This is a genomic window from Streptomyces sp. NPDC019396 (genome assembly GCF_040632375.1).
Classification (GTDB): domain Bacteria; phylum Actinomycetota; class Actinomycetes; order Streptomycetales; family Streptomycetaceae; genus Streptomyces.
Map to the genome: position 1 here is coordinate 333,591 of NZ_JBEYBS010000003.1, position 17,902 is coordinate 351,492.

Genomic DNA, 17,902 nt, shown 5'->3' on the forward strand with positions numbered 1-17,902 from the left:
AGAGGAGCCGTCGATGACGATCCTGCTGGAACGGACCGTGCGAGAGGTTCTGCCCCCGTTGGAGCTGACGGTGGGACACACCCTGCCTCCGCTCCCTCCGTTGACGACGCTGACGCCTACGGTGGCACCACCGCGCCCGGCGCCCCGCCCCACACCGGCCTGGGTGCCCCTGCTGCTGGCGGGTGACCCGGACGACGACGGCAGCGAACCACATATCTGCCGTGGCATCGACTGACTGGATGACGCGCGGAGACGGGCGAGCACCCCGTACCTCGGTCTCGGTACGGGGTGCTCGCCCGTCTCTGCCGCCGCTCTCACTTCATTTGCTGCTCTTGCTTCCTTTGCCTCTCTTGCTTCTACGGCTTCGTCACGTCGAGGACGCGGCCGGCTCGTCGCGGTGGATCACCCGCGACCGGGTCAGCAGCCTGCCGTCCACCCGGACGAGGACATCGTCGACGGTGAACGTGGGCTGGAAGCTGACGTTGCCCTCGCGGTTGGTCTGGGTGACGAGGGTGTAGTACGAGACCCGCAGGAGGTCCACGTCCGCCTGGTCGACCTCGATCAGCAGATGGTCGAACCAGTGGCGGACCGCGATGTCCTGGTAGCGCGGGAGGTTCGCCTTCATTCCGGCGATCATCTCCTCGCGGCCCTGCTGACGGTGCCCGCCCGCGTGGACGACCTCTCCGTCATCGGTGAAGGTGTCCGCGAACCCCTCGATATCGAGGGCGTCGACCCGGCGCATCTGGTGGGCGTAGAAGGTCTGGACCTCGGCGTAGACATCTCCGGTGACCTGGTGCCGGAGTGTCCCGACCGGCTGAGGCATGGCAACTCCTCTCGAGACGCTGCCCTCATGGCCGCGCGACTGCGCCCAGGCTGCCGAACGCGCCTTCAGCACCAGTGGAGACCGGCTCGGAACCACAGGTCCCGGGGTTCTCGCCTCATCAGCCGACGGCCTTCAGGAACCGGGCGGCGATGGGCCCGGCATCGGCGCCACCCGAGCCGCCGTCCTCCACGAGCACCGCCCAGGCCAGGTTCCGGCCGCCCTGGTAACCGATCATCCAGGCGTGGGTGTGCGGTGGGGTCTGGTCCCCGTACTCCGCCGTGCCGGTCTTCGCATACGCCTCGCCCGGTACGTCCCCCAGTACCCGGGCGGTACCTTCGGTGACCGTGGCGCGCATCATGGTGCGCAGGGCGGACAGAACGGCCGGGCGGAGCCGCTCCGTCGCATGGTGCGGCTTCTTCACCGCGGCGGGCACGAGCACCGGCTGGCGGAAGGTGCCGTCCTTCACGGTCGCCGCGATCGAGGCCATCACCAGGGGCGACGCCTGGACCCGGGCCTGCCCGATGGTGGCCGCGGCCTTGTCGTTGTCGCTGCTGGCGATCGGCACGCTGCCGTCGTAGGTGGCGACTCCCACGTCCCAGGTGCCTCCGATTCCGAAGGCCTGCGCCGTGTCGTGCAGCGCGGCCTTCTTCAACTTGGTGCGGGCGTTGACGAAGAAGGTGTTGCATGACCTGGCGAACGCGTCCGCGAACGTGGCACCGCCCGGCATGCTGAACTGGTCGTGGTTCTCGAACCGCTGCCCGTTGACACGGGCGAACACCGGGCACTCGACGGGGTCGGCCGGGCCCATGCCGGCCTTCAGCAGAGCGGCCGCGGTGACGACTTTGAAGGTGGAGCCGGGCGGGTAGCGTCCTTCCAGTGCCCGGTTCATGCCACCGGGTCGGTTGGCGGCGGCGAGGATGCGACCGGTCGCCGGATCGATCGCCACGATGGCCGCGTTCTTCCGTACGCCGTCCAGGGCCTCGGCGGCGGCTTCCTGAATCCTCGGGTCGATGGTGGTCCGCACCGGCACTCCGCCCTTGGCACCGTCGCCGTTGCCGTTGCCGAGCGTCTTCACGGCGCGCCCGGAGGCACGGTCCACGATCACGACGGACTTCTTTCCGGCTGCTCCACCGGTGAGCTGCCGGTCGTAGCGGGCTTCGAGTCCGGACACGCCCCTGCCGCTCCTCGGATCGACCAGACCGACGATCGAGGGCGCGCGCAGGGTGTCGCCGCGGGTGTCGAGGACAGCGGCACGTTGCTGCGTCTGCAGGGCGAGGGTCTGGCCGACGGCCAGACGGGGGTGAATCAGCGGAGTGGTGAACTCCACCTCCCATTCCCCTCTTTCCTCGCTCTGTTTCAGCAGGAGCCTGGCCTTCGACTCCCAGGTGTAGTCACCGGCACCGGGGATCGTCATCGCGACGGTGAACGGAATCCGAACCTCCGTGCTGCCCTGCTTGCGGCCCTTCCGCGCCGTGAACTCCGCCTTCGACGGCTTCAGGTTCGTCATGACGGACGTGATCAGGGACTCGGCATAGGCGGGGGTGCCGGTGTACGAACCGGCCTCCTTTGCCGCCCCCGCCTCCCAGGCGTCCAGGAACTCCTGCAAGCGGGCGGTCGCGGCGCGCACTTGAGGATCCTCGGCATGGACGACCAGGGTGGAGTAGGCCCAGTAGCCGATTCCCGCCACGGCTGCGAGCGCCACCACTGCGGTGACCGCAATGCGCGATCGACGCCACCGCCTGCGTCCTGACGGAGAGTAGTCCCGGTATACGCTGCCGCGAGCCATGCGCGCATCCTAAGGGCTGTCCCGTAATCCCCGGTGGATCAGCGCACGGCGTCAGATGCGGTGCATCGCAAGGCGGAGGGTCGTCCTCATACTGGGCGTATTCGGGCGATTCGACAACGCAGCGAGGTGCCGTAGCTGTCGTCGTGAGCCCGCCGGGGATTACGGGACAGCGCTTAGGGTCGCGGTCCCCTCGCTCTCCGTACTGCCGCGCGATGTCGGGCGTGGACTTTCCGCCCGGCTACCGCCCCGATGGCCGCCCTGGGGTCGGCCGACAGAGGTAGCATCCCTTCTCTGGCTTCGGGGGTCCGGTGAGGACCGCGTGGGGATTGAGCGCTGGAGGAACCACATGGCATCCCTTTCCGGGCCGGGTGTGCTCGCACGGCTGGCCGAGCTGAGCCGGGAGGCGTCGGAGGATCAGGGCGGGGCCCTGTGGCGGCTCGCGGCAGGCGGGCGCCAGCTGGACGCCAATCTCGTGCGGCTGCTACCGGACACCCATGTCGCGGAACACGTCGAACCAGCCCTGGATGTACTGCTGTATGTCACCGCGGGTAGCGGACAGCTACGCGTCGACGGTATGTGGCAGGACCTCACCGAGGGTTCGGTGGTGTGGCTCCCCCGCGGCACCCGCCGTGCGCTGCACGCCGGCCCCGATGGCCTCATCCAGCTCAGCGTCCATCGCCGACGCCCGGGGCTGGCCATCCGGACTCCGGCCACGGGCGCGGAGGAAGAGGGTGGCGAGCGCGCCTGTCTGCTGGACCGTGTCTGCGCGGAATGCGGCCGTCTGGCATCGGAGTCGGACGCCCGCTACTGCAGCCGCTGCGGAGAACGGCTTCCCGACTCGGTCTGACCGCCCTGTCTCCGAGCGCGGTCCGGCTGGAACCATGCCCGGCTTGGACGACCAGGCCGGGCCGGTCCAAGCCGGGTGTCACACGAGCGAGCCCCACACGATGAGGACGAACGAGGCCAGGCTGAGCCCCGTGCGGACGGTATGGAAACGGTTCCACTTGGCCTCGAAGGCCGCCCTCACCGCGGAGTCGGGTGAACTCCCGGATGACGCGAGCGCGTTGTTCAGGGGGATGTTCCCGGTGATCGTGATCAGGTGGTTGAGGGACGCGCACACCACCCCTGCCACAAGGAGCCACGTCTGAGCGGCCGAACGGCCCTCGGCCGGCACGACGAGGGCCGCCACCGGAAACACGATGATGGCCAGAAAGACCACCATGAACACCGCCCGCGGCACCTCCTCGTTGATCCGCCTCATGGCCGGGACGAACTGGTCGTCCGAAAGCTTCGCCAGCGCGGGCATGATCCCGGTCTGGAAGATCAGCAGAAAGCCCGCGTACAGGCCGGTGGAAATTACGGCGAGGGCGAGCAGCGAGGAGGCCATGACACACATCATGGCGCCCCCAACGCCCTCCCGCAGCCTCTCTCCTCCACCCCGCGACCGGGCCTGACGCGGTGGCCGGGCCGGCGCCCCGACACCACCCGCCTGGTCAGCGGTCGCGTTCAGCGTTCAGCGTTCAGCGTTCAGCGTTCAGCGTTCAGCGTTCAGCGTTCAGCGTTCAGCGACGGCGAACGGGGAGCGGGTGCGGTCGGACATCAGACCGAGACGTCAGCCGTCACGAGTCATTGGGCCGTCAACTCGTCCGCCTGGCGAATCGACTTCGCCAACTGCTGCACGGACGCGTCCTCCGTCGTCCTCGCCAGGCCCTCCGCCTGCTCGGCGAGCTCACCCAGGCGGAGAGCACCGGGTGTCTCCGCGCCCCGTAGCGCTTGGGCGAAGTACGCGGCAGTGGCACTGACCCGCAGCCGCGGAGCGGACTCCTTCGACCAGAGATCGCGCTGGAGTACCGCCGCCTCCACCGCGCCGGTCGCCTCGTGGGGCGCCCGGGTCCGGGGGTCGAGCCAGCGCACGGTGGCCGTGGCTATGTGTCCGCTCACTCCTTCTCGAAGCCGCACCGCATAGAGCGCGGTCACCGTGTGCCCCGGGCCCACCTCGCCTCCGTCCACCTGGTCGTCTCGGAAGTCCTCGTCGGCCACTTCCCTGTTCTCGTATCCGATCAGCCGGAACTCCTTCACTGTCTGGGGGTCGAACGCGACCTGCGCCTTGGCATCCCGGGCGCGCAGCTCGGCATGGGCGGGAAGTTGGTCGACGAACACCTTTCTGGCCTGCGCCGACGTGGACACATACGTGGTGTGTCCATCACCCCGGTTGGTGAGCCGCTCCATCAGCTGGTCGCCGTAGTCGCTGCCCACCCCCACGCCGAACAGCGTGATCCCGTACTCCCGGCGCGACGTGTCGATCCGCTCGAGGATCGCGTCGGCGTCGGTGTCACCGGTGTTGGCGAGCGCGTCGGAGAGAAGCACCACCCGGTTGTTGGCCCCCTCTCTTCGCCCGTCGACGGCGACGTCGTAGCCAGTGCTGACTCCGGCGCCCACATTGGTGGAGTCCCCCGGTTCAAGTCCGTCGATGATCTGGTGGATGTGGTCCCGCTGGCCGCCGAGCCGGCTCATCGGCAGCCGGGTCTCGGCCTCCCCGCTGAACGTCACCAACGCGATCGAGTCGTCGTCACGCAGTTGGTCGGTCAGGATGCCCAGGGATTCCTTGACCAGGTCGAGCCGTCCGGGTTCGGCCATCGACCCCGAGACATCGACGACGAACGTCATAGCCGCCGGAGGACGTTCAGCGGTTCGGCTTGAGGTGCGTGTGGCCAGCCCCACGCGCACCAGCGACCAGTCCCCGGTTCCGTCCGCTCCCTTCTCTGCCCTGCTCTCCATCCGAGCGCCATCCACGGTCACGGTGAAGCCGTTCCCCTTTGGCCGCGGATAGTCCTGACGGAAGCTGTTGACGAACTCCTCAGGACGCACGGCGGCCGGGTCGGGCAGCCGCCCTTCACCGAGCGCGCGCCTGGCGTATCCGTACGACGCCGTGTCCACGTCGAGCGCGAACGTGGACAGATAGTCGGCCGGAGGTGCGAAATCCCGCTGCTCGTCGCCCTTTTGCTCGCCCTCACGCCCCCTTTCGCGGTCACCCTCAGCCGCGCGCCCTCCTCCGTCGGGCGGCATCGGAGCCGGCTGTCCACGCTCGGCCCGGTGCGCACCATCACCGCGTGAGGCGCGGTCGGCCTGCCCGCCCGCCCCGCAGCCGGTCAGCACCATGGATCCGGCCAGCAGCGCGACGAGCGCCCCTCTGGTTGTCCGTGCGCCTGCCCGTGCGATCACTCGCCCGGCGGCACTTGCTTGATTCGTCCTTGCGCAGAGATGCATCTTCCGCCCCCTGAATCGTCAGCACTGTGAATGTGACGCGCGAGAAGGCGTGTTGGAGCATGCGAACGCGTTGCGGAAGAATCTCAAAGCGGCAACGGCGGCGCCGGAGACCCGCGTCCGCTCCACCCGCCCTGGCGACCGGCCGCGCGTCGCGGCACTCGTTCCATGGGACTTCTCCCTTCTCCGGATCTCCGAATCTGCGTGCAGGTCGCCGATCACGTCCGCCCATCCAGACTGACGGCAGACCAGGCTTGGACGGAAGCGAATGGCAAGGACTCACCATCCCCTGAACTGGGGGTTGTCACGATGTGCAGTCACGTGAGTACATGGAGTGGCAAGGCGTCAGGAACGGGGGTGGCCAGTCGTGCCGCATGTCATCACCAGGCCGAGGCGGCCCGTCGCGCGCAGGCCCGTCCAGCCCGGGAAACTGGAGCTCGGCCGGCCGTTCCGAGGGCTGGATGAGGTAGGCGCGGCGCTCACTGGGCTCGTTCAGTCCGCTCGCCATGAGCTGCTCACGTTCGACGACCCGGCGGGCTCACCCGGCGTTCCCGAACCGTTCCGTGCGCTTGCCGGCTCATGCGTACACGCGTCGCTGATAGCGGCGATGGAGCGGGCCACCATCCGCCGTGTCGTCCCGCGTCACGCGCTCCCTCAACTACCGCCGCCGGACCAGCTGGGCGGCCAGGCGCGGGTGACGGACTCGATCCCGTTCAAGCTGGTGGTCGCGGACCGCACCGCCGCGGCGCTGCCGCTCGATCTGCGGCTGCACTGCAACGGGCTGCTGCTCATCCGCGACCCCGTGGTCGTCCAGGCGCTGGTGCGCACACACCAGCTCTGGTGGGAAGGAGGCGACGAGATCCAGGCCGCCGACGAGGGCTCCATGCCCGCCCATCTGCGCCCGGTGCTGGACGCCTTGCTGGCCGGGCTCACGGATGAGGCGGCCGCGACCCGGCTCGGCATATCGGGCCGGACGTACAGCCGTCGTGTCGGAGAGCTCCTCAGCACGCTGGGCACGACGAGCCGCTTCCGCGCCGGAGCGGAAGCAGCACGTCGCGGCTGGATCTGATGAAGGCGCCCCAAGCCAGAGCGAGAGGGGAAGGAGCCCGACGGCTCAGGACACGATGTCCTTGCGGGCGAAGCCGCGGAAGGCCAGGGCGACGAGAACCACGGCGTAGGTCACGGACACGGCTGTGCCTTTCACCATCCCACCCCACTCCAGCTGCGGCTGGAGTGCATCCACCCAAGCGAACTGCCAGTGCGCGGGAAGGAGGTCACGCCAGGACCCAAGCGCCGTGACCGCGTCGAGGACATTACCCATGATCGTCAGTCCGACCGCACCGCCGACCGCACCGAGCGGCGCGTCGGTCCTGGTCGACAGCCAGAACGCCAGCCCGGCTGTGACCAGTTGGGAGACAAAGATGAAGGCAACGACCAGCGCGATCCGTGGCAGCGCGTCAGCCGCGGCCAGGGAGCCTCCGGTGGGCAGCTTCAGCGGCCCCCAGCCATAGGCGACCGTGCCCGCCGCGAGCGCGACGAGCGGGAGCAGCAGCATCGCCGCGGCGCTGAAGGCCAGCGCCACAGCCAGTTTCGACCACAGCAGCCGCGCTCGCGGCACCGGTGCCGCGAGCAGATAGCGAAGGGAGGACCAGCTTGCCTCGGACGCGACGGTGTCCCCGCAGAACAGCGCCACCGGCACCACCAACAGGAATCCCGCCGAGACAAAGAGGCATGTGGCGGCGAAGTTGGCACCGGACGCGGTCGCCGTGTCCATGAGGTTGATCCGACTGCCACCGCGCCCGCCGTCCCCGTCCGGAGAACCTCCGATGGCAAAGGCCGCGATCAGGATGAACGGCAGGGCGGCCAGGATCGCGCCCATCACCAGGGTGCGCCTGCGCTTCAGTTGCCGTACGGCCTCGACGCGCAGCGGCAGTGTGTGCCGCGCCCGGTAGCCGGGAGCGGTGGCCCCCGTCGGTTCGGTGCGCGTGGTGTGCACAGTGCTCATGCGGATGCCCCTCCGATCAGGGTGAGGAACGCGTCCTCCAGTCGCCGGTGCGGGCCGGCACCGCTCACCGGCACCTCGAGCCGGACGAGTTCAGCGATGAGGGCCGCGGGACTCATCCCGTCCAGACGGACCAGCAGCCCGCGGCCGTCGTCGGTGCGTACGGCGGAGCCGACCCCCGGGAGGGAGGCGATCTTCTCCACCAGTGGCTCGGGCACCTCGACCGCGGTGGTCACCAGCAGGGTGTCGCCTGCCCCGGTGATCTCCGCGACGGGACCGGCCTGGACGAGCCTGCCGCGATCCATGACCACCAGATCGGTGCACGACTGCTCGACCTCGGCCAGCAGATGGCTCGAGACGATGACGGTCCGGCCCCCGGCCGCGTACCGGATCATCACATCCCGCATCTCACGGATCTGGGGCGGGTCGAGTCCGTTGGTCGGTTCGTCCAGAATCAGCAGATCCGGCAGACCGAGCATCGCCTGGGCAATGGCGAGGCGCTGTCGCATGCCCTGCGAGTAGGTGCGTACAGCGCGGGCCAGGGCGTCGCCGAGTCCCGCAATCTCCAGCGCTTCGTCGATGTGTGAGTCCTCGGAGGGGCGGCCGGTGGCCCGCCAGTACAGCTCGAGATTCTCGCGCCCGGACAGATGAGGAAGGAAGCCGGCGCCTTCGACAAAAGCGCCGACACGGGAGAGCACGGGCGCGCCGGGCTTGATGACGTGCCCGAAGACACGGATTTCGCCCTCGTCGGGTGCGATCAGGCCCATCAGCATGCGCAGCGTGGTGGTCTTGCCGGCGCCGTTGGGACCAAGGAGGCCGAGGACCTGACCCTTCTCGACGCGGAGGGACAGGTCCCGCACGGCATAGCGGTCGGCGGACTTCGCATAGCGCTTGGTCAGCCCGGTGATCTGGAGGGGGACGTCCGCGAGTCCGGGGTCGGGTGGGGGCGCGGTGGTGCGGCGCCGGGCGGTGAGCAGCAGTGCCGCGGCGAGGAGCGCACCGGTGACGGGCAGCCCCCACACCCACCAGGGCAGCGCGGCGGGCTGGGTGCTGACGCCCGGGGCGGTGGGCACGGTGAGTGGTCCCGTGACCGAGACGGTGTAGGTGGCGGGTGCTGCCGGTGAGGCGTAGGCGAGATCGGTGGCGGCGATGACCAGGCGGAGCCGGTGGCCCGTCTCCACCTCGTGGTCCACCGCGGGGAGCGTCAGCTCGACGGACTTTCCGTTCGTGGCACCCTCGATCCTCATGGGCGTGACGAGTTGGGCGGGCAGCACCTGGCTGCGTCCGTCAGGGCCGACGTCGTACACCTTGCCGAAAAGCACTGCCTCACCGCTGTCGGATGTCACCGTGAGGCGCACGGTGGGCGAGCCGGTGATGGTCAGAGGCTTGTTCAGCGGCTGGGAATCGAAGCGGGCGTACTGCCCGGGGAAGTCCATGGAGAGTCCGGCACCGAGGGAGGACAGCTGGGAGAGTCCGCCGGCGATGCCGGGAAGCGCGGAGACAGCAGGCGGTCCCGCGCCGGCCGGATTTCGGAAGGACTTGGTTTGGCCGTTGAGTTCGACGGGGCGTCCGCCTGCGCCCAGTCCGGGGTAGCCGGCCGCGGTGGCGCCGCGCAGGGTGGCCCGGCCGTCGGTGGAGTCAACGCCTCCTGTGCGGCTGACACGAAAGGCAGGCCCGGTGTCCGCGGTGGTGTCGCCGTTCAGATGGCGGTCGAACCAGGCGGAGACCCGCCGCTGGATGCGCGCGCCTTCCATGTCCCCGCCGTCGTGTCCGCCCGCGATCCAGTCGACGGCGACGGGCGCGCCGTTGTTCTTGATCGCCGCGGCCATCTGGTCGGCGTGCCCGAGCGGGAAGAGGGAGTCGTTTTGCCCCTGCACGATCAGCGTGGGGACCTTGATCCGGTTGCCGACGGCGGACGGGCTGCGTGCCTCCAGCAGTGCGCGGGCCTCCGCGTCGGGCTTCCCCGAGGTGGCGACGCGCTCGTACATGTCGCACAGCACCGGCTGGAAGCGTCCACAGGCGGCCGCGTCCGACGGGAGTGGCGTGTCGGTACCGGCCTGCTGGGCGGTATCCGCCCTACCGGTGGTGAAGAACATCCCTGCCCACAGCTTCTTGAACACCCCATCCGGGAACAGCGCGTCGGCGAGGTTCCAGTAGGTGATCTCCGGGGCGATCGCGTCGACCCTCCGGTCATGCCCCGCCGCGAGGAGCGAGATCGCTCCTCCGTAGGACGCTCCGGTGACGCCGACACGTGGGTCACCCTCGGCGTCCAGGCGTACTTCCGGCCGTCCGGCCAGCCAGTCGATCAGCCGGGAGACGTCCTTGACCTCGTGGTCCGGGTCGTTGAGTCCGATCTGCCCGGTGGATTCCCCGAAGCCGCGCGCGGTCCAGGTCAGGACGGCGTATCCGTCGCGCGCCAGTGCCTCTGCCCGGGCCCGCACTGAGTCCTTGCTTCCCCCGAAGCCATGGCCCAGCAGTACGGCGGGCCTGCGGGTGCCACCGTCGCCCGCGGTGAAGTACGAGGTGTCGATCCTCGCTCCCGGCATGTCGAGCATCCGGTCCTCGCGGTGCACCGATGGCACGTCCTCGGAGGCGACAGCCGTCCACACTCCGGCGCCGCAGAGCACGGCGAGGGTGGCGATGCCCGCGAGCCATCGCCTTCGCCCTCGCCCTTGGCGCCGGACCTCGGCTGCCCGCCGGGGGAGTCGGATCGTCATGGTGGAACCCTAAGCGGACCCTCGCCCCACCTGCGGCTGCCCCCAGGCGGAACTCGTCGCCCTCCTCGGGTCGTACCGGGCGCCGTACCCGTACACCAGACGCGGTACACCTCGCTGAACGCCGCCGCCGGCCCCGGCGCCGACCCAAACGGAATCATTGCGTCCGCGATGTCGGGCGATGTCCGCCAAAGTGCGCACGGGGCACCGGCATTGAATCCAACGCACCAGTAACAACCCCTTGTGCGTGCCGATCACCGCACGACACTCTGTGCCGCACATCCGCGGAGCCGAGCGGATGTTCTGTCGTGTTCCGATCAAAGAAAGGCGCACGAGATGAGATTCCCTGTCCGCCGGTCCATACGGACGGGTGCGGTGTTCTCCGCGCTCGCCGTGACCACCGGCCTTCAGTTCGCCGTCACCCCCACCGCGCAGAGCGCGTCGATCGGCGATCTCCGTCTCGCCCCCACCGCAACCGCTGTGCAGAACAGCTGGATCGTCGTCCTCAAAGACGGCCGCACCCAGGTCACCGACCTCGCCGCCGAAAACGACGTGACTCCCCTGCGCACCTACAGCTCGGTCCTCAAGGGCTTCTCCGCCGCCATGACAAAGGCGAAGGCCGCCCATCTCGCTGCCGACCCGCGTGTGGCGTATGTCGAGCAGAACGCCGTCATCCGCATCAGCGAGACCCAGTCGAAGGCGCCCTGGGGCCTCGACCGCCTCGACCAGCGTGAGCTGCCGCTGTCCACCACCTACAGCTACGGCACGACCGCGTCGAACGTGAACGCGTATGTCATCGACACCGGTATCCGCACCTCGCACAACGAATTCGGCGGACGCGCGAGCGTCGGCACGGACACCGTCGGCGACGGCCGCAACGGACAGGACTGCCAGGGCCACGGCACACATGTCGCGGGCACGGTCGGTGGCAGGACCTACGGTGTCGCCAAGAACGTGAAGCTGATCGCCGTCCGCGTGCTGGACTGCGAAGGCTCGGGGACGACAGCGGGCGTCATCGCGGGCGTCGACTGGGTGACCGCCCACGCCACCAAGCCCGCGGTCGCCAACATGAGCCTGGGCGGCACGGCCAGCCCCTCGCTCGACGACGCCGTCAAACGCTCCATCGCCTCGGGCGTCAGCTACGCCATCGCAGCGGGCAACGGCAACTTCCTCGGACTGCCGGCCAATGCCTGCAACTACTCCCCCGCCCGCGTCCCCGAGGCGATCACGGTGGGCGCCACGGACAACCGCGACCGGCGGGCGTCCTTCTCCAACTTCGGCACCTGCCTGGACCTCTTCGCGCCGGGTGTGGACATCACATCAGCCTGGAAGGACAGCAACACCGCGACCAACACCATCTCCGGCACCTCGATGGCCACCCCGCACACCGCGGGCGTCGCCGCCCTGTATCTCGCGACCCATCCCACGGCGACCCCGGCTCAGGTCCGGAACGCCCTGGTCAACGCGGCGACCAGCGGCAAGGTCACCGATCCCCGCCTGGGCTCACCGAACAGGCTGCTGCACTCGCGGTTCTGACGTCACCCCTCGCGCCGCACCAGATGCCCGAGGAGCTCCTCCCCCGCCGGGTAGGGCAGCTCCTCGGGCAACAGCCGTCCGGCACCCTCGAGGTCCCCTGCCCGCACCAGCCGATGGATCTCTTGGGCGAGGGGCGTCACATCCTGGATGGCCACCGTCCACTCGTCCGCGTATCGCGCCGACGCCTCACCCCCGAGCCCCAGCTGAAGCGAGCGGTAGGGCAGTGGCGCAAGGCTCAGATCACGCTCGGGATCCCACTGGACCCGGGCCGGAGCCTGCCCCAACTGCCGCTTCCACTGCGCCTTGCCGGGGTGGAGCCCCGAGACGTAGTGCGACAGACAGGCGTGGCGCAGCGCCCACTCGAAGCCCTCGCGATCGATCTCGACAGCCAGCACCGTCCGCTGGCCCGGCTTTCCCGCCCAGCCGCAGCGGTACATCATCCACAGGAACGAGGGCTTGGTCAGTTGACTGCACTAGCTCAGGCCACGGCTCGACTCCGTGACCTTGGTTCACGAGCATGCAGGTGTGCATGAAGCTCCTTCGATTCATCGAGATCTGATCGACGGCCGGGTACGGCTGCCCCGGATGGGGGCGGTGGTGGAAGGCGAGTCGCCTTCGCTGCCGTGGCGGGTGGTGGATGCTGCTGGTCGGGAGATCGAGCCGGTCAGCAGTTACCTTCGGGACCGGATGCTGGGCGATGTCAGCCCGCTGACATGTCGCAGCTACGGCTTTGACCTGCTGCGCTGGTACCGGGTGCTCTGGGCACTGGATGTGGGCTGGGAGCAGGCCACCGAGGCGGAGACCGCCGCGTTGGTGGGCTGGCTCCGTTCGGCTCGCAACCCACAGCGCCAGCGCCGGGCCGGTGGCCACCGAGCCGGGACGGTGAACCCGAAGACGGGCAAACCGACGCTTCGGGCCGGGTACGCGCCGGCGACCATCGCTCACAACCTCTCGGCAGTTCATGGTTTCTACGCCTTTCACCTGCACTTCGGCCGGGGTCCGGTGGTGAACCCAGTGCCTGAGAACAGGGCCCGCCGTGCTGCGCTCGCGCACCTGTCGCCCATCGAGGCGCGCGCCGCGTACCGGCGCGGCCGGCTGCGGCCGAAGGTGCCTGCCCGGCAACCGCGGGCACTGCCCGATCACCAGTGGGACGAACTGTTCACGCAGATGAAGTGCGCACGGGACCGGGCATTGCTGTCCTGCTACGTCTCGTCTGGCGCCCGAGCCTCCGAACTGCTCGGGGTCGAACTCGGAGACGTCGACTGGACCAAGGGCCAATTGTGGGTGATCTCCAAAGGCAGCCGGGCCCGACAACCGGTTCCGGTATCGCCCGAGGCCCTCGCCGCCCACCTCGCCGCCTACCTGGAGGAGGCCGGGCTCCCACCCGACGGCATGCCGCTCTGGCGCACCCGCCGCGGCCAGCCGAGACCGCCGACCTACTGGGCGGCCCGCCGCATCATCCAGCGCGCGGACGAAGCGATCGGGGCGAACTGGACGCTGCACGACCTGCGGCACACCGCCGCGACCCGACTCGCCCGCGACCCGGAGCTGACATTGGTGGAGGTGCAGACGATCCTGCGACATGCCCATATCAGCACCACGGCGCTTTACACCGTGGTCGGGCTGGACGACCTGGTGGACAAGCTCGCAGAGCACTACGCACGGCCGGTCCAGCCGACCACGTGGCCGCAGCGATACGAGGCGAGCGACATCGAGGCGGTGTTCGGTGCCGGGCGCTAAAGTCGGCGACAGCCTGCGGCTTCAAGGCCCGACTACCAATCGGGTCCGCCGTCATGAGAGTGCCGAAGGCTGGGTGTCGCCCGGAAACTTCGAGCCCACTGCCATCATTCCCGCCCCTCCGCCACGGCCGATGCGGCCGCCTCGCTCGCTTGGGGACTTCGCGACGGCCTCGGTCGAGGAGATCACCGAGGTGGTCATCGGACACTTCCTGCCTGCCGGCTCCAAGACGTGGCGAGCACGTCAAGAAATGCAGGAGTTCCTCGGCTACCTGACCGGATTTCCCGGAGGTACTTGGCAGGAGCGCTGGGAAGCGGCCGGCCACGACGCGGGCATTCCCGTCGGCCGGGTCGCTGGGGACGACCGTGCCCTGAGTCGTCGGCTCAGCGCGGCGGCGGGCCGATGCTTTGCCATGCGGTTGATCCGACCCACGCTGCTGGGTCTGCGCTCCAATACCTTCACCCGCTACACCCCGTGGTTCCGCAGCATCGCGAATGATCCGTGGCTGGAGGAGTTCTGCGAGCGGGTCGATCAGCTGCCCGTCGGCTCCTCCCGTCGTGGCCGGGCGAAGTCCGACGTCTGTTACGCGTTGACGGTCTTCGGGATCGACCTGGACGGGCTCACGCCCGAGGCCCTGCTGCACTACGACGTCGAATGCCGAGCCCATGCTCTGGCCGGGGAAGACGCCGAATCGGGCACCTTCTCCGGAACACTGGCTTGGCCGGTGTTGCACGAGATGGGGCAGTTTCCGCGCTCCGCTCCGCGAACTCTGCGGGCTGCTGTCACCCGGGGGCAGTTGTCGATCGAGGAAGCCGTAGACCGCCATCAGCTGCGCAACCGCGAGGTGCGGGACCTGTTGGTGGAGTACGTACGCCGCCGCTCCGCCGAGCTGGACTACTCGACCCTGCGGCACCTGATCACCCGCCTGGTCAAGACGTTCTGGAAGGTGGTTGAGGAGATCAATCCCGAGCAGGCCGACCTGCGGCTGTCGGAGGAGACCTTCACACAGTGGAAAGAGAAGTTGCTGGTCCTGCCCGGCGGCAAGCCGCGCCTGGACATGGACGGCCCGCTGCTGGCGGTCCGGTCCCTCTACCTCGACCTGCACACCTGGTCCGTCGCCGAGCCCGAGCGGTGGTCGAAATGGGTCGCGCCCTGCCCGGTCCGGGACGCCGACCTGCGCCACTTCCAGCTGCGTCGGCGCCGCCTGAACGAACGGATCGCCAACCGCACGCGAGTCCGTCAGCCGCTGCTGCCGATCCTCTCCCAGCACGTCAACGACACCTGGCACCAGCGCAGAGAGCTGCTCAAGGCCGCGCAGAGCGTGAACCCCGGCGAAGAGTTCGTTCACGACGGCACCACGTGGCTTCGGGTGTCCTGCAACGAGCGTCACAACCGGCCCCCGGTCCGTGTGGTCAACCGCACCACCGGCGACCTCGTACGCGTCTCCCAGGACGAGAACGCCGCGTTTTGGCAGTGGGCCGTCGTGGAGACACTCCGGCTGGCCGGCCTGCGCGCCGAGGAACTCACCGAACTGAGCCACCTCAGCGTCCGGCAGTACCAGCGCCCGAACGGCGAGGTCGTCGCGCTCCTGGTCGTCAGCCCGTCCAAGAGCGACCGTGAACGCGTCATCCCCATGTCGGCCGAGCTGTTCCACGTCATCGCCCAGGTCATCCGCCGCCACCGCGAGGAACACGGCACCGTCCCGGTCTGTGCCCGATACGACCTGCACGAGAAGGTTTGGAGCGAGGAGCTGCCCTACCTCTTCCAGACCGTCCACAGCAGCAGCCAGCGCGGCATGTCCAGCACGACGGTGTGGCGCATCGTGCGACGTGCGTGCAATGAGCTGGCCGCCACGCACCCGGAGTTCGCCAACGTGCACTTCGCCCCGCACGACTTCCGACGGCTGTTCGCCACCGAGCTGGTGAACAACGGTCTGCCCATTCACATCGGGGCCGCCCTGCTCGGGCACCTCGACATCCGCACCACCCGCGGCTACGTCGCGGTCTTCGACGAGGACGTCATCAGCCACTACCACCAGTTCCTCGCCCGACGCCGAGGCACGCGACCGGTCGAGGAGTACCGGGAGCCCACCCGCGACGAGTGGGAGGACTTCCAGGAGCACTTCGACAAGCGCCGGGTCGAACTCGGCTCCTGCGGCCGTCCCTACGGCACCCCGTGCGCGCACGAACATGCCTGCATTCGCTGCCCGATGCTCAGCATCAACCCGAAGATGCTGCCCCGCCTCAACGAGCTGGAGGAGGACCTCCTCGCCCGCCGCAAACGAGCCGTCGAAGAGGACTGGCGAGGCGAGATCGAAGGCCTCGATCTGACGCTCACCTTCTTGCGGAGCAAGCGCGAGCAGGCCCGCCGCTTCCAGCGCAGCGATCCTGTCTCCCTCGGAATGCCTCCGATCCCGCATCAGAAACCCCAGGCCACAGAGAGGTAAGCAGCACTGCGAACACCAGAGACGCGGCCTGGGTCAGAATCAGGCGCATGGATGTTCCCAAACTGCTGGAAGCCGCTTCCCTGCTCGTCCCCGAGCAAATGGCCACCGAGAACGACATCACGGTGGCCGACGTCTGGGAGTACCTCACCCACGACGAGTGGGAGGTGGCCCTTGACCTGCTGGAGGAACTCGGAGACGTCCAACCGCTTCCCCTGAGTTTCTGGGAAACCCTGGCCACCGCTGCCGAGCAGATGCGGCTGGAGACGAGTGCGGCCTGGTGCCACTGGCGCTGCTACGAAACCCGCAACGGCATCATCCGGGCCGACCTCACCCTCCGCCCGGCCGCCGAGGCCCGACGGCAGACGCCCATCTCCGGCGCCGGCGTCCTGCGACCGATGTGGAACATCGGAAACCGAACCCCGACCGGCGAACCGGCCCTCAACATCGCCATGCTCTGGGTTGAGCACACGCCCTTCCTCGAACCTGGCGGGCAAGCCTCGGTGCGACTCGCGCCCCTTGACCCTCAGCAGTGGCAGCACCTTGAGCCCGGCCAAGTGATCACCATGCACGAGGACCGATCCGTGGCCGGGACGGCAGTCGTCCTGGAGGTTCAGCGACCCTGCGGCCATGCCCACGGCTTAGAGTCGAACGATCAGTAACAACCGCGGGAGGGGAACATGGCGGAGCGGAGTTGGCAGCTCAGACAGGGTGAGCGGCTGGTAGGAACCTTGGCCCTCGAAAGCGGCGACATGTTCTGGTCCGACTGTCGCTTCGAACCCGGCCCAGCCTGGGAAGGGCTTGCTCCCCTGTTCGCCGCTTCCCGTGATGCCTGGCGCCGTGGTGACGAGGATGCGGCCTTGGCCGCAGACGAGACGATCTACGCCCAGGACCTCGTCCTCGTTCCGGACAGCGACGGAGCCCCGATCACCGAGTTCCTGATTCGGATCGAGGGGTAGGTCGCCCGATTCCGTCACTGATCCGGCGCAGTCACGCTCCTTCGGACTTCTAACGCCCGCGTTGGTGCAGAGAAGATCCACGTCATCCTGTCCCGCTTCCACGCGTCCGGGAAGCGCCCGTCGCGGGCCGCGGGAACGCCGATGGCCGGGTCGTACGCCTGGTAGACGGTGACCGTGGATGCGGTATGGACGGCACGGATCTGATGCTTCGGGACGGTCATGGCCGTTGAACCTACCGTCGGGAAATCCGCTGGTCTCCCCGATTAACGAGTTGGTGCGTGATAGCGGGTGGGGCGTGTTTGCCCTGATCACGGCGTCTTTCACATGGTGATGTTGCGGTCGGAAACGAGGCTGGCAATGGCTTGGTAGGTGGCGGGTAGGCGATCGCGACGGTGCGTCCAGCGCTGGAGTTGTTTCCAGCGTTTGTGGTCGGCGAGGGCGTGTTCGACGGTGATCCGCCTCGAGGAGTGCTCGTGCCGCTGGCGTTCGTTGTGCTCGAGGAAGGGGAGCGTCGCGCCTGGTCGTAGCTTGCGGGGTTGGGTCAGGGCCTTGCCGCGGTGGTCTCTGCTCAGGCCGAGGTAACCGTCGTCGAGGAGGACCTGGACCCCGTCGAAGATATGGAAGCATCTGCCGATACC

At 68.8% G+C, this 17,902-nt stretch carries 13 protein-coding genes and 3 pseudogenes; 7 read left to right on the forward strand and 9 right to left on the reverse strand.

All coding sequences use genetic code 11. The features are described from left to right. Window positions 1-13 precede the first annotated feature (13 nt). Window positions 14-235 (forward strand): hypothetical protein, encoded by a 222-nt coding sequence (locus ABZ532_RS05365; protein ID WP_361279727.1) that lies wholly within the window; start codon window positions 14-16, stop codon window positions 233-235. A gap of 132 nt (window positions 236-367) precedes the next feature. Here ABZ532_RS05365 and ABZ532_RS05370 read toward each other — a convergent pair whose 3' ends face one another. Together ABZ532_RS05370 and ABZ532_RS05375 are read right to left on the reverse strand one after the other, a co-directional pair. Then, on the reverse strand, window positions 368-823 hold the full coding sequence (locus ABZ532_RS05370; protein ID WP_361279728.1) for a nuclear transport factor 2 family protein: 456 nt from the start codon (window positions 821-823) through the stop codon (window positions 368-370). Between the two features lie 118 nt (window positions 824-941). Beyond that, complete coding sequence (locus ABZ532_RS05375; protein ID WP_361279729.1) at window positions 942-2,609, reverse strand: penicillin-binding transpeptidase domain-containing protein; 1,668 nt, start codon at window positions 2,607-2,609, stop codon at window positions 942-944. Window positions 2,610-2,955: 346 nt separating this feature from the next. On the opposite strand from ABZ532_RS05375, the gene ABZ532_RS05380 reads away from it, so the two are divergent. Beyond that, on the forward strand, window positions 2,956-3,456 hold the full coding sequence (locus tag ABZ532_RS05380; RefSeq protein WP_361279730.1) for an AraC family ligand binding domain-containing protein: 501 nt from the start codon (window positions 2,956-2,958) through the stop codon (window positions 3,454-3,456). A gap of 78 nt (window positions 3,457-3,534) precedes the next feature. Here ABZ532_RS05380 and ABZ532_RS05385 read toward each other — a convergent pair whose 3' ends face one another. Both ABZ532_RS05385 and ABZ532_RS05390 read right to left on the reverse strand, forming a co-directional pair. Next, window positions 3,535-3,996 carry an anthrone oxygenase family protein gene (locus ABZ532_RS05385; protein ID WP_361279731.1) on the reverse strand — a complete coding sequence of 154 codons (462 nt, stop codon included), beginning with the start codon at window positions 3,994-3,996 and terminating at the stop codon, window positions 3,535-3,537. Window positions 3,997-4,235: 239 nt separating this feature from the next. After that, on the reverse strand, window positions 4,236-5,768 hold the full coding sequence (locus tag ABZ532_RS05390; protein WP_361279770.1) for a von Willebrand factor type A domain-containing protein: 1,533 nt from the start codon (window positions 5,766-5,768) through the stop codon (window positions 4,236-4,238). Window positions 5,769-6,240: 472 nt separating this feature from the next. Between ABZ532_RS05390 and ABZ532_RS05395 the strand changes: the two genes are divergently transcribed. Then, window positions 6,241-6,942, forward strand: a complete 702-nt coding sequence (locus ABZ532_RS05395) for a DNA-binding response regulator (RefSeq protein WP_361279732.1) — start codon at window positions 6,241-6,243, stop codon at window positions 6,940-6,942. Between the two features lie 45 nt (window positions 6,943-6,987). On the opposite strand, the gene ABZ532_RS05400 is transcribed toward ABZ532_RS05395, so the two are convergent. Next, a complete protein-coding gene (locus ABZ532_RS05400; protein WP_361279734.1) occupies window positions 6,988-7,878 on the reverse strand; it encodes an ABC transporter permease in 891 nt (296 codons plus the stop codon). Continuing rightward, window positions 7,875-10,592 carry an alpha/beta fold hydrolase gene (locus tag ABZ532_RS05405; protein WP_361279735.1) on the reverse strand — a complete coding sequence of 906 codons (2,718 nt, stop codon included), beginning with the start codon at window positions 10,590-10,592 and terminating at the stop codon, window positions 7,875-7,877. Before ABZ532_RS05405 ends, ABZ532_RS05400 begins: the two co-directional genes overlap by 4 nt. Before the next feature lie 333 nt (window positions 10,593-10,925). Here ABZ532_RS05405 and ABZ532_RS05410 point away from each other — a divergent pair, with 333 nt between their 5' ends. Next, window positions 10,926-12,125, forward strand: coding sequence for a S8 family peptidase (locus ABZ532_RS05410; protein ID WP_361279736.1), 1,200 nt, complete (start codon window positions 10,926-10,928; stop codon window positions 12,123-12,125). Window positions 12,126-12,127: 2 nt separating this feature from the next. Here ABZ532_RS05410 and ABZ532_RS05415 read toward each other — a convergent pair. Next, window positions 12,128-12,583: pseudogene (locus ABZ532_RS05415) on the reverse strand (DUF4291 domain-containing protein); the annotation flags it as partial. A 229-nt stretch (window positions 12,584-12,812) separates the two neighbouring features. Between ABZ532_RS05415 and ABZ532_RS05420 the strand changes: the two are divergent. The 3 genes from ABZ532_RS05420 (at window position 12,813) to ABZ532_RS05430 (ending at window position 16,967) form a co-directional block, all read left to right on the forward strand. Continuing rightward, a complete protein-coding gene (locus ABZ532_RS05420; RefSeq protein ID WP_361279771.1) occupies window positions 12,813-13,865 on the forward strand; it encodes a tyrosine-type recombinase/integrase in 1,053 nt (350 codons plus the stop codon). Between the two features lie 130 nt (window positions 13,866-13,995). After that, a complete protein-coding gene (locus ABZ532_RS05425; protein ID WP_361279738.1) occupies window positions 13,996-16,308 on the forward strand; it encodes a site-specific integrase in 2,313 nt (770 codons plus the stop codon). 47 nt (window positions 16,309-16,355) lie between these two features. Continuing rightward, entirely contained in the window at window positions 16,356-16,967 is a 612-nt protein-coding gene (locus tag ABZ532_RS05430; protein ID WP_361279739.1) for a hypothetical protein, read from the forward strand. A 371-nt stretch (window positions 16,968-17,338) separates the two neighbouring features. On the opposite strand, the pseudogene ABZ532_RS05435 reads toward ABZ532_RS05430, so the two are convergent. Next, window positions 17,339-17,485: pseudogene (locus ABZ532_RS05435) on the reverse strand (DUF4291 family protein); the annotation flags it as partial. 99 nt (window positions 17,486-17,584) lie between these two features. Beyond that, window positions 17,585-17,902: pseudogene (locus ABZ532_RS05440) on the reverse strand (IS5/IS1182 family transposase); the annotation flags it as partial.

Bases quoted from the DNA above. Each gene is read 5' to 3' on its own strand.
- ABZ532_RS05365 (WP_361279727.1), top strand. From the start codon at position 14: ATGACGATCCTGCTGGAACGGACCGTGCGAGAGGTTCTGCCCCCGTTG.
- ABZ532_RS05370 (WP_361279728.1), bottom strand. From the start codon at position 823: ATGCCTCAGCCGGTCGGGACACTCCGGCACCAGGTCACCGGAGATGTC.
- ABZ532_RS05375 (WP_361279729.1), bottom strand. From the start codon at position 2,609: ATGGCTCGCGGCAGCGTATACCGGGACTACTCTCCGTCAGGACGCAGG.
- ABZ532_RS05380 (WP_361279730.1), top strand. From the start codon at position 2,956: ATGGCATCCCTTTCCGGGCCGGGTGTGCTCGCACGGCTGGCCGAGCTG.
- ABZ532_RS05385 (WP_361279731.1), bottom strand. From the start codon at position 3,996: ATGGCCTCCTCGCTGCTCGCCCTCGCCGTAATTTCCACCGGCCTGTAC.
- ABZ532_RS05390 (WP_361279770.1), bottom strand. From the start codon at position 5,768: ATGGTGCTGACCGGCTGCGGGGCGGGCGGGCAGGCCGACCGCGCCTCA.
- ABZ532_RS05400 (WP_361279734.1), bottom strand. From the start codon at position 7,878: ATGAGCACTGTGCACACCACGCGCACCGAACCGACGGGGGCCACCGCT.
- ABZ532_RS05405 (WP_361279735.1), bottom strand. From the start codon at position 10,592: ATGACGATCCGACTCCCCCGGCGGGCAGCCGAGGTCCGGCGCCAAGGG.
- ABZ532_RS05410 (WP_361279736.1), top strand. From the start codon at position 10,926: ATGAGATTCCCTGTCCGCCGGTCCATACGGACGGGTGCGGTGTTCTCC.
- ABZ532_RS05420 (WP_361279771.1), top strand. From the start codon at position 12,813: ATGCTGGGCGATGTCAGCCCGCTGACATGTCGCAGCTACGGCTTTGAC.
- ABZ532_RS05425 (WP_361279738.1), top strand. From the start codon at position 13,996: ATGCGGCCGCCTCGCTCGCTTGGGGACTTCGCGACGGCCTCGGTCGAG.
- ABZ532_RS05430 (WP_361279739.1), top strand. From the start codon at position 16,356: ATGGATGTTCCCAAACTGCTGGAAGCCGCTTCCCTGCTCGTCCCCGAG.